The 12019-nt window shown below is 39.9% G+C and carries 8 protein-coding genes and 1 pseudogene; all 9 read left to right on the top strand.

Features of this window, described 5'->3' with window-relative positions:
- The first annotated feature begins 74 nt into the window (after positions 1 to 74).
- On the top strand, positions 75 to 431 hold the full coding sequence (locus JR334_07425) for a hypothetical protein (GenBank protein QRN84812.1): 357 nt from the start codon (positions 75 to 77) through the stop codon (positions 429 to 431).
- A gap of 58 nt (positions 432 to 489) precedes the next feature.
- Positions 490 to 3225 carry a dockerin type I repeat-containing protein gene (locus JR334_07420; GenBank protein QRN84811.1) on the top strand — a complete coding sequence of 912 codons (2736 nt, stop codon included), beginning with the start codon at positions 490 to 492 and terminating at the stop codon, positions 3223 to 3225.
- A gap of 41 nt (positions 3226 to 3266) precedes the next feature.
- The gene (locus JR334_07415; protein ID QRN84810.1) at positions 3267 to 6053 is read left to right on the top strand and encodes an S-layer homology domain-containing protein; all 2787 of its coding nucleotides are present in this window, start codon (positions 3267 to 3269) and stop codon (positions 6051 to 6053) included.
- Between the two features lie 374 nt (positions 6054 to 6427).
- Positions 6428 to 6643 carry an S-layer homology domain-containing protein gene (locus JR334_07410; protein QRN84809.1) on the top strand — a complete coding sequence of 72 codons (216 nt, stop codon included), beginning with the start codon at positions 6428 to 6430 and terminating at the stop codon, positions 6641 to 6643.
- A gap of 1177 nt (positions 6644 to 7820) precedes the next feature.
- Positions 7821 to 9374: an RHS repeat-associated core domain-containing protein gene (locus tag JR334_07405; protein ID QRN84808.1), complete on the top strand. Its 1554-nt coding sequence runs from the start codon at positions 7821 to 7823 to the stop codon at positions 9372 to 9374.
- Between the two features lie 194 nt (positions 9375 to 9568).
- Complete coding sequence (locus JR334_07400) at positions 9569 to 9865, top strand: hypothetical protein (protein ID QRN84807.1); 297 nt, start codon at positions 9569 to 9571, stop codon at positions 9863 to 9865.
- 195 nt (positions 9866 to 10060) lie between these two features.
- A pseudogene (locus JR334_07395) lies at positions 10061 to 10180 on the top strand (IS6 family transposase).
- Between the two features lie 692 nt (positions 10181 to 10872).
- Positions 10873 to 11367, top strand: coding sequence for a rubrerythrin family protein (locus tag JR334_07390; protein ID QRN84806.1), 495 nt, complete (start codon positions 10873 to 10875; stop codon positions 11365 to 11367).
- Between the two features lie 457 nt (positions 11368 to 11824).
- Complete coding sequence (locus JR334_07385) at positions 11825 to 11995, top strand: RHS repeat protein (GenBank protein QRN86884.1); 171 nt, start codon at positions 11825 to 11827, stop codon at positions 11993 to 11995.
- Positions 11996 to 12019 lie beyond the last annotated feature (24 nt).

Here is a 12019-nt window from a genome sequence, read left to right as displayed (position 1 = left end):
AAAAAAAACAATAAACGATATATTAAAAATAAAATAGTTAGGAGGGTCAAACATTGCCCAATATTATGTTGTTAATGAGCCGTATGGCGATTGTTCAGGGTTTGATGGATAGGTTTCAAGATAGTCTCGATATCCACTTAATGTTTGAGCCTGACTATCATCAGGCTACGGATGTGATTCGCCGTTACACTGCTAAAATTGCACTTATTGAAGTTGCAGAATCTGGTCTCTATGATATGTCTTATTGTTTGACAATATGCAAGGAGTTACGTAAAGATGCGCCAGAATGTAAATTGCTTCTCATGTGTTCGGAACAAAATGACAAAAGTGTCCAGCAGGTAGTGGAAGCTAAGTGGGTGAAGCAAATCGATGATTTTGTATTTTATGATGTGCCCATTGACTATTTGGTATCGAAATTAATATCTTTATAGTTGAGCAGGAAATCATGGCTGAGTATAAATTTGTTAGAAGAATAAGGAGGAGATACTTATGAAAAAAATGACAGGGCACGGGATAAAACGGATGCTAGGTATTATACTCACACTGTGTATGGTGCTAACGATGGTGCCAGCTATGCCGGCATATGCGGGAGAGTATACAGACCATGTTATCATCAATGGGCAAGAACTTAACAGTGAGTACAAATATCTTGTAAACGGAGTTCGCAGCAAATCAGGCGTATTGAATGGTAGTACTTGCACCGCTGAACTTGGGGAAGAAGCATTAACTCTATATAATTATTACGGTGGCAGTATTATGCTTGAAACCAGAAGAGGGGATCAGTCCCGTTCTTTAACAGTCAAATTAAAAGGTAATAATACGATTACTAATAATAGTTCTGGCTTAGTTTATGGTGTGCTTGTCGAAACCGGTAAGCTTACGATTACTGCTGAAGAGGATGCCAAACTTGATATCTCAGTATCGAGCTCTAATAATATAGCAAAGGGGATTGACTGCTCATCTCCAATCGGGGTAAATATCACAGGAAAGGCTCGGGTTAGCATAAGGTCATTAAGTCCAAACAATCATCCATATAGAATATATGGGATTTATGCCAAGATATTCCGTGTTGACGAAAACTCCTCATTGGAGACTAACCTCAATGGTGGGATTACGAAGGGAGTATATGCGCCAGATAGTATTATTATTGATACCACTGGGGATGTGACAATAAAATCTGCTGGGACATTCTCTGATAGCCAAACATTAATAACGGAAGGACTCGGTAGTGGTGCTCAACTTGCAAATATTGGGACAATGACGCTTACCGTGCTAGCTAATGCCACTGATCCTGTTAATGTGCATGTGGAGGACACGACTAAAGTGTTTGCCAGATGGCCTTACGAAGAAGATGGCTACAGGATTAACAAGTATATAGGTTGTGAATCTTACAGAGCTAGTACAAATAGTGGGTCTTTTTCACCTCCAGGTTATCACCTTGCGGGAGATATTATTACTCTTACGTCATCCCCAAATCCCTACCATAGCGATAGCCCTTATCAGATATTTAGGGGCTGGGATATTGATGATGATGATCTGGTTATTTTGGAGGGTGCTTCTAGCCCTATAATTAAATTTATTATGCCAGCCAAAGATGTAGTTATAAATGGAAATTGGGAGGAAACCTTTTTTACAAAACATCCTGAAGTAGACGGAGAGGCGGTAGCTGGAAAACCACTTGCTTTTAATTGGGAAATGCATTATTGGAATAGCGTAACATATAGCCAATGTTCACTTCAAGTATACAATGGAACCGAGTGGGAGAGAGTTAAGTGGGTGGAAGCGCAACCTGGAGTGCACACCGACTATTTCACGTGCGATGTGGCTGGGGAAAAGACCTACAGACTATGGCTACAAACGCCGTATGTAGAGAGCTACAGTGAGGAATTTACGGTTGATTGGGGCGTTCCTCCTCTTGAGACACATTATGTACTTGTCGAAAATGGAGGTGGCAGTGGAAATTATACGGAAGGAGATACTGTTTTTATTCATGCAGATCCTGCAGGCTCAGGCATGTGCTTTGATAAATGGTTGGTTGAAGGCGTGGATGAATTGGTTTTTGTAGAAGGCACAATAAATAGCGCTTTCGCTAAATTTACTATGCCAAACAAAACTGTAGAACTTAAACCGAATTTCACATACAGCCCATTTCAAACTCAACCAGTAGGTTACACATCGTATACAAGCAAAGATAATTCAACAGGGGCTAGGTACACATATGGTATTTCTTATGAAGGCTCGTTAGACTATGCTTGTATTCAAGTAAAGAATGGCGAAGTTTGGGACGACATTTCAATGAAAGAAGCAGATAAAGCACCAGGATTTCATGACCTAAATATGCCTAGTGATACAGTGGGCACAAAAACCTTCAGATTATATTACAAAATTGATGGAGTGGACTATTATAGCAATGAATTCACCATAAACTGGGTGCTTGCACCTAATGAAATTAATTATTTTTTCGTTTACCCTGATAGTAATAATATGCAACCAGGGGCAGCACAAAAAGTAGAAGCATATGTTTTTGGTCACGGAGATTTTGATCCGTCAGTAAACTGGAAGGTGACTGGAAATGATAGTGAAAATACCTTTATCGAACACAGAGGTATGTATTTTGAGCCTTCCATTGAAGAAATGGTAAGCGTTGGAATGCTAGTTGTCGGCGAAGATGAAACGGCGGCTACTATTACTATAACTGGTATTTCTAATTTCGATAGCAGTAAGTTTGAGAGTAAGACAGTCACAATTGATGCACCGTTAGAATTGAACGGAACCGTTACAATATTAGGAACGCAGAATTATGGGGAAAAGATCAATGTTATTCTTAGTGATAGTAATAACACAGGGTCTCTAACCTATGAATGGTCTAGAGAAGAAGATAGCGAGGTTCTAGGGAGTGATGAGATTTATACTATACAAGAAGATGACATAGGTAAAACACTTACTTGCGAAATCACGAGCAATGTTCAGACCGGAAATATTTCTGCTTCCAGTGGCATTATCGGCGAGGAGTTAGTAAACATGTATGGTGATGTGAATGGCGACAAGATTATTGATGTTGTCGACCTCATTTCAGTTGCAAAGTATATTGCGGGAACTTATACCTTTAGCGATGACCAAGTACTAGTTGCGGATGTCAACGGTGATGCCAAAATAGATATAGTAGATTATGTTTTGATTTCTAAATACATAGTAGGAACTTTACCCCAATTTCCAGTTGAATAACAGTTTATAACTAAACTACTATTAAAGAGAGGATGAAAATTATGAATGTTAAGAATAAGTTTTCAAGCAAATTTTTTGCAGTAATGTTAGCCGTATCTTTGGCTTTTATTAGTATCCCTGTAGATGAGGCTGCTGCAACACTAGCGCAGAGGGCTGCCGCTTCAAATGGAACTGGTACGATAGGAGAAGAAGTACAAATTGATTTTACTATGAATGATGGTGTCGGGTTAGCTGGAATGCAATTTACGGTTAATTATGATAAAGACCAATTTGAAATTGATGAAAGCGATAGCGACTTTGATGGTAGAGAAGATGGAATTGTTCCAACAAGTGGACTAAATTTAGGTAGTGAACCTACCGTGGGAATATTTAATAGTCTTGGGTATATTAATATTGTTCTTGCGCGTGGCGGAGGTGAATCAATTCCAGCTGGGGCTGCAGGGCAGGTAGTGAATCTTGTGGGAATTAAGTTTACCATAAAAAGTGGTGCTGTAAACGGGACGTATCCGATTACAATTACGAACGTAACAGCGTCTGCTGGTGGAGACACTTCGGAACCATTAGGAGAATCCGTTGCGGGTTCAATTACAGTAACTGGAGGAGCAACATTAGTAGACATCACAGCCTTTGATGCCATTGCGGATGTAAACGCCGGAACGGCAGGCTCAGCAACGTATGCAGACGCCACAGCTGTAATTGACGTACTACCTACAATGGTGAGCGCAAATACAAGTGCAGTGACCGTTCCCGTAACAACATGGGTGGATACCGATAGTTATGATCCGTCTGTTGTAGGAAGTTATACATTTACCGCTACCTTGGGAGCAATTCCAGCAGGTTTTGCAAACCCAGGAGCACTCACGGCAAGCGTAGAGGTGGTAGTAGCATCACCCGTAGACATCACAGCCTTTGATGCCATTGCGGATGTAAACGCCGGAATGGCAGGCTCAGCAACGTATGCAGACGCCACAGCCGTAATTGACGTACTACCTACAATGGTGAGCGCAAATACAAGTGCGGTAACCGTTCCTGTAACAACATGGGTGGATACCGATAGTTATGATCCGTCTGTTGTAGGAAGTTATACATTTACCGCTACCTTGGGAGCAATACCAGCAGATTTTGCAAACCCAGGAGCACTCACGGCAAGCGTAGAGGTGGTAGTAGCAGCACCCGTAGACATCACAGCCTTTGATGCCATTGCGGATGTAAACGCCGGAATGGCAGGCTCAGCAACGTATGCAGACGCCACAGCCGTAATTGACGTACTACCTACAATGGTGAGCGCAAATACAAGTGCGGTAACCGTTCCTGTAACAACATGGGTGGATACCGATAGTTATGATCCGTCTGTTGTAGGAAGTTATACATTTACCGCTACCTTGGGAGCAATACCAGCAGGTTTTGCAAACCCAGGAGCACTCACGGCAAGCGTAGAGGTGGTAGTAGCATCACCCGTAGACATCACAGCCTTTGATGCCATTGCGGATGTAAACGCCGGAATGGCAGGCTCAGCAACGTATGCAGACGCCACAGCCGTAATTGACGTACTACCTACAATGGTGAGCGCAAATACAAGTGCGGTAACCGTTCCTGTAACAACATGGGTGGATACCGATAGTTATGATCCGTCTGTTGTAGGAAGTTATACATTTACCGCTACCTTGGGAGCAATACCAGCAGATTTTGCAAACCCAGGAGCACTCACGGCAAGCGTAGAGGTGGTAGTAGCAGCACCCGTAGACATCACAGCCTTTGATGCCATTGCGGATGTAAACGCCGGAATGGCAGGCTCAGCAACGTATGCAGACGCCACAGCCGTAATTGACGTACTACCTACAATGGTGAGCGCAAATACAAGTGCGGTAACCGTTCCTGTAACAACATGGGTGGATACCGATAGTTATGATCCGTCTGTTGTAGGAAGTTATACATTTACCGCTACCTTGGGAGCAATACCAGCAGATTTTGCAAACCCAGGAGCACTCACGGCAAGCGTAGAGGTGGTAGTAGCAGCACCAACATCTAGTAGTAGCGGCGGTGGAAGTTCTTCCTCAAGAACCTACACTATCACCACTACTGCCGGCAAAGGTGGTAGCATCGAAGCAGTAAAGGGCGTTAGTGTAAAATCTGGGGAAAATGCTACATTTAACATTATACCTAATGAAGGATATGCAATTAATGACATTAAGGTAGACGACAAGAGCGTGGGCGTAGTCAATTCTTACGAGTTTATAAAAGTGGGATCAAATCATATGCTTTCTGCTACGTTTAAAAAGATTGAGGCATTTGAATTTACGGATGTGCCAGAGAGCACCTGGTATTATGGACCGGTCATGACGGCTTATGATAGAGGCTGGTTTACAGGTACTTCTGTGAATAGTTTTAGTCCTAATGCAGCTATAAGTCGTGGTATGTTTGTTACAGTACTGTGGACTATAGATGGAAAACAAACAGCGGGAGTTCATGGCTTCAAAGATGTGTCCACGGATAAATACTACAATGCTGGAGTTGCATGGGCAGCTGAGCATGGGATTGTGGAAGGATACGGAGAAGATATTTTTGGGCCTAATGATAATATCACACGAGAGCAACTCGCCGTTATGTTTCAGCATTATGCAGTATATAAAGGATATGACTTGAGTGCTAGTGATGATTTATCAAAATTCACAGATGCCAACAGGACTTCAGCCTATGCGCGCAACGCTATTAAATGGGCTGTAGGATCAAGAATAATTAATGGAAAAGGTAGTGGTATACTTGATCCAACAGGAAATACTTCTCGCGCTGAGGCGGCTGCTATGTTGATAAACCTTTTTGAGAAATAAAAAAGGTAATTAGTCAGAGTATTACCCAGAAGATTGATGTAAAAATAAGTAGGAATGATTTTTTATAGGTTCATAAATAAATGTTGGGGTGTCAACTCGTAAATCGAGAAGGCACCCCAATATTTTATATTGCTTGATTATACAACCAAGCGTCTGTTATTAATTGATTAATGAGGTGTTTTGTAGTGGAATAAACCAATAGTGCGGAAATCAAAAAAAGCTGAAGGAGTTTTGCTCTCCAACGAATGAATACCTAGTTTATGTGGACAATGCGAATGAGTCAAGATAGCCTTCATATGTCTATAAGCCTTCTGTTTATATCATAGTATTAAATTTATGGTTCTGGTGCAAACTTTATCATATATGGATAAAGTTTGCACCAGAACCACAATTTGTATGCACCCAATGCGGAAATAACAAGGCAGGATATGTTCACACTTCTTTATAACGCACTACAAGTGTTAGGTGAACTACCAGCAGAAAAATCCGGAGATGTTCTTGAAGACTTCAGCGATGCGGGAGCGATTGCAGACTATGCAAAAGATCCAATACAGACTTTCGTTTCGGCGGGTATCGTATCTGGCAGTTAAGGAAAAATGAATCCTACTAATAGCTCAACACGGGCACAAATGGTGCAAGTGCTCTACAATCTACTTTCTGAGGTTAGTAACTAAAGTAAAACCGAAGGTGTGATCTAAGCAAAGTAAAAACAGATTGAAAGAAAGCCTCCTGTCATAGGGCAACACAATGGCAGGAGGTTTTATCTGGTTAAGGTGTAAACGTTATCCATATATGAAAACTTGTCCCTAATAAAAAATGGGGGTACGTGTATGTTCACGATAAGCAATGTTGGAGATGAATTGTATAGATGAGTTAATAGCCATAGCAATATAAATACTGAGTAGCAGTTGATGGCATTATTCATATTGACCGAGTAGAGTGTGATGAGAAAAATTTCGGCAATGTTTTAGCAGCCCTCAACTCAAAGAATCAGGTCGATATAAGATTTATAAAAGATTGTGGAATTTTTTGGTGTGAAGTAGGTTAAACAGGAAAATGATATTTTATTGAGGATGTGTTTCTCTTATTGGTGTTGCATTTGTTAAAAAGAGCAGTGGGTTTATTGGTCTCACTACTGAAATATTATCTTCGAAAGAAAAAGCTAAACAGTGTTCATGCAAGCAATTCAAAAGATACACAAAAAAATCTTAAGGCATTAGCAAGAATAAGGGCCATGGGGACTTTTAAGGCCTAAGATGGTTTGTTTCAATTATGTTACTGTTTGTATTAGTTTGGCTATGGGTGCAAACGATTTTGCGAAAATAAATACCGCTAAATTGTATCAAAATATTAGTCTTTAGACATATGTAAACCCCAATATTGATACAATGAGAACCCGTTGACGTAAATTATTTATGTCAACGGGTTTTATATATCTAGAGTACTAGGGGGAATCAGCTTTGGCATGTGTTTTGGGTAATACTATCGCAACTGGAATATGACAACTTAGGATGACCAATCGAATTTATTGCAAAACAAGAGAATTTTACCCACATTCAACTAGGTTACTCCTATGACAAGAATGGAAATCTCACGAGAATCAGTACTCCTGATGGACAGTATTCCTACGATATGATCCAACAGGCAGACTGATTGAAGAGCAGAATGGAATCAATGGTATCGAGTCCACTTATACCTATTACCCATCAAGCAATTTAAAGTCATTGAATCATAAACTTGGGGAAGATTCAATTGAATCATATTTGTATGAATATGATAGGGTTGGTAACCGAACTAAGGAGATTGAAGGGTTTGACGTCACTGAGTACAGCTATGACAGCCTTTCCAGATTGGAAATGGAAGATGCCGGATGGCACTATACAACATTACTCTTTCGATGATTTAGGAAACATCAAATCTCTGACTGAGATGATTGAGACGCCAAGTGGATCCCATATGATCTTTGAGAACCGTTACACTTACGATGTGTACAACAGGCTGCAGTTGAAGAAAACAACACGGGGAGAAGAAACCTCGTTTCTAAGATTTTCTTATGATCAGGAAGGAAACCAGCTTCAAAAGGATGAAGTATTCCAGGGTATCTATGGAAGCATCGTTATCTTAACGGATGAATTTAGGTATAATGGATACAACCAGTTGGTTGGTGTGGAGGACACTGCAGGATTCAACACGTATTACAAGTACAATGGACAGAATCTTCGTACAAGCAAAGAGAATTGTGGAGAAACCACCTATTTTATTTATGATGGTAACGCTAATATTATCGTTGAGCTGGATGGAAGATCTGCAGTTACTGCGCTGAATGTTCGTGGACTCAGATTATTATCTCGTGAAGCCAATGGGAATGATTACTACTATCTCCACAATGCTCACGGTGATGTGACAAAGCTAACTGACGGACTGGGTAAAATTGTTGAAGAGTACACTTACGATCCATACGGGAATGCTGTAGATAGTCCGGATTACCAAATGCAAGGCGTGATGCCTGAGCTTATGTCGAGCCAGATGGTGAATCCAATTGATAATCCTTATCGCTATGCGGGAGAGTATTTGGATGCAGAGACGGGGAACTACTATCTGAGGGCTAGGTACTACGACCCATCAACGCAGAGATTTACTTCTGAGGATAGTTACAGAGGTGAGTTGTGTGCGCCTCTAAGCTTAAATCGGTATTCATACTGTATGGGGAATCCCATTATCTATGTTGACCCAAGCGGAAATGAATCGACAGAAGAATTAATAATGATGAATATAATGAATGAAACTGAAGAAGGGAAAAAAATCCTAGATGAGCTGTTTGAAGAAAGTGGCTATGTATTGCCGCTTGAGGATGGCAAAACTGCTATAATAGTTACGGCGGATGCGACAGCTTCAGCTGGCGGAGCAGCACAATATAGTGCAGGTTATGTTGTTGTGGTTGATAGTATTGGTAGGGTTGTAAGCGTTGGACGAATTACTTCAGCAGGTGCAGGAGGTGGGTATCTTGACGCAGATTTAAGCGCGACTTTTGCCAAGATTGATGGTATCAATAGTATTGAGGATCTTGAGGGATTAGGCACAGAATTTGGTGCATCTTCAGCCATCGGTACATTAACATTTGGTGCTGGTGTAACATGTTCGAATGATGATAATCGGTATCGGGGTAATTACTTTAGTGTTGGATATGGTTTAAAGTCTCCTGCAGAAGCTCATGTTTTGGAGACGTATACCAATATATATACATCTCCAGATGCAATGTTCATGTCTTGGGCGCTAGGACCTTTGGGAGATTTATTAATAAATCAGCTAGGACTAGATTGATGATTCAGAAAGAAAATCTAAGGGTATAACAACATAAAAGTGTTTAGTCGCAGTATATTATGCTAAGCACTTTTATGGTTTGATGCTCAAATTTCATTGAGAATAGCGGGGATAAAATGCTTAAAAGTAAGCTGTCAAAATGGTGCACTATACTAACTTGTATATTTTTTGTAGCCTTTATTATTGGAGCACTGATGCATGATCAAAGTGTATTTTATGTTTATGCAATCTGCTCACTAGTCTATGGGATTCTTAATTATAGAAAAACTTGGATAAAATATAAACTGTACCTAAAGATTAATCATGAATTAGAATACAATAAATTGTTTAATGGCATAGAGTCTCTTAGAGGACCAGAGTATTTTCACTATGTTTTTTCGAAAGAACGCGAAATGACACAAGAATTACTTGATACAAGACAAGCATATTATTTTGTATTTATCGTATTTTCATCCATAGTATTTGCATCGATCATGTTTGTGTATATTTAGTAAGACGAATCAATAGAATTCCATAAACGATATTTAAGCATGGTGATATGTATCCTAATTTGCCATAGCCCTTTCTATCCATATATATTGCATTTGCTCATATTGGAGATGTTATCTGTTCGCGTTAGGGTTCTGGTGCAAACTTTATATAAATGGGCTAAACTTGCTGCTAGTAGATAAATGGGGGTGAGTTAAATGTTTAAAGGTAAACAGTATCAGAAAGAAATAATACTATTGCTGGTTCGATGGTATTTGAAGTATCCGTTGAGTTATCGCAATTTAGCAGAAATGATGGAAGAACGTGGATTGAATTTGTATGAAAAAGGCGAATATTTTTTTATTGCCGTTACGGGATACTATATGCCAGGAGCATTTCTTGCAGTATGTATTAGACTTATCGGGTGGTGCACACAATTTAGCGATACTCAATATCGCCAAATTGTATTAAAATCATAGTCTTTAGACAACCAAATCCACGACCATACTAGAGAAAATCTGGTATGGTTTTTTTGCGTGTTGGCAGATTGAACATACATGTTGCTGATCTTCCGCTTATAACAATTTAGAATCCAGTTTATGTTCTCATTTCCTCGGTGTACTTCGTTCTGTGCTAGGCATAGTTTTGTTTTTTTCTTTCTGTGCATATGGTGTCAAAACTGAGTATCATTTTTCCACTGAATTCCAATATAGGTAAAGCGATTGGGTATCAAATTCTCACAGCATTCCAGATTGACATAGGATAGTATTTGGTGTGGAAGAAGCTCGCTGTGGTGAATAAGAAAAGTAGATATGAATTTCAGTAGGGGTGCCTCGAAGCCTTAATACATAGGGGGTTCTGGGATTATGATGACTTGCAACGGTCTGCCTAGAGATGGGATTTGTTCTGTATTGGCAATTTGGTTTGCTTTCGCAACGAGTTGTTTGAGCGTAGCCTTAAAAGGATTAACGCGACTGGTTGTCGAATAACTTAAGAAAAGCTTAGTAGAGATAATAAGGAGGAATAAAGAATGAGCGACAACAAGACCCTTGATAACCTGATGGAGGCATTTGCCGGAGAATCTCAAGCAAATAGAAAATATCTGGCTTATTCTAAGAAAGCCGAGAAAGAGGGGAATATTAATGCTGCCAAGCTATTTAAGGCAGCATCTGATGCTGAAACGCTGCATGCATTGAAGCACTTTGAAGTTGCAGGCAAAATCAGCTCAACAGCTGATAACTTAAAGGATGCAGTTGTAGGAGAGACTCACGAGTACAAGGAAATGTATCCTGGTTTCGTGAAGGAAGCAGAAGCTGCAGGAAATAAGGCTGCGGTTAGATCGTTTACCTATGCGATGAAAGCGGAGGAGGTACACGCGAAGCTTTACCAAGAAGCATTGGATAATCTAGACCAGACTGAGGAGGTATTTTATTACCTTTGTCCTGTCTGTGGTAATATTGAAAGATTCAGGCCTGAAAAATGTAGACTTTGTGGTGTCTCAGGGGATAAATTTATCCAATACTGATTCATTCAAATATAATTATAATATATTTGGTGGATTTTTGCAGGTATGACCCATCTCCACCATATTGATAAATGGAGAATTCTGCTGAGCTAGAAAGATGGAAGCGTTGTCCTGTCAAGGGGTGGCGCTTTATTTGCAATTATTGGTTTGAGATATGAAGTTCTATAGTATAATAGTATCCTCGCTCTATTGCATATTAATCGTCCGAAAAATATGTTTTGTATACATAAAATACGGTTGAAAAAGTTGCATAAATTTCCCATATCCACCATATTTAAACCCAATATTGATACAATGAGAACCTGTAGATATAGATTATTTATGTCAACGGGTTTTATATATCTAGAGTACTAGGGGGAATCTGCTTTGGCATGTGTTTTGAATACTATCGAAATTGGAATATGACAACTTAGGATGACCAATCGAATTTATTGCAAAATAAGAGAATTCGACACACATTCAACTAGGTTACTCCTATGACAAGAATGGAAATCTCACGAGAATCAGTACTACTGATGGACAGCATTCCTATGACTATGATCCATCAGGCAATTTGAAGTCGTTGAACCATAGACTTGGGGAAGGCTTAATTGGATCATACTTATATGGGCTCTGGTGCAAACTTTAGTAATATACGATAAACTGGCTCCTA

Source organism: Clostridia bacterium, from assembly GCA_016887505.1.
GTDB lineage: Bacteria > Bacillota > TC1 > TC1 > UBA5767 > UBA5767.
The sequence above is the reverse complement of the archived record's forward strand: the minus strand, read 5'-3'. Positions and strand labels throughout refer to the sequence as shown.

Excerpts from the sequence above, each read along its gene's own strand:
- JR334_07420 (QRN84811.1), top strand. The coding sequence starts at position 490 with ATGAAAAAAATGACAGGGCACGGGATAAAACGGATGCTAGGTATTATA.
- JR334_07400 (QRN84807.1), top strand. The coding sequence starts at position 9,569 with ATGCATGATCAAAGTGTATTTTATGTTTATGCAATCTGCTCACTAGTC.
- JR334_07425 (QRN84812.1), top strand. The coding sequence starts at position 75 with ATGAGCCGTATGGCGATTGTTCAGGGTTTGATGGATAGGTTTCAAGAT.
- JR334_07415 (QRN84810.1), top strand. The coding sequence starts at position 3,267 with ATGAATGTTAAGAATAAGTTTTCAAGCAAATTTTTTGCAGTAATGTTA.
- JR334_07390 (QRN84806.1), top strand. The coding sequence starts at position 10,873 with ATGAGCGACAACAAGACCCTTGATAACCTGATGGAGGCATTTGCCGGA.
- JR334_07405 (QRN84808.1), top strand. The coding sequence starts at position 7,821 with ATGAATATGATAGGGTTGGTAACCGAACTAAGGAGATTGAAGGGTTTG.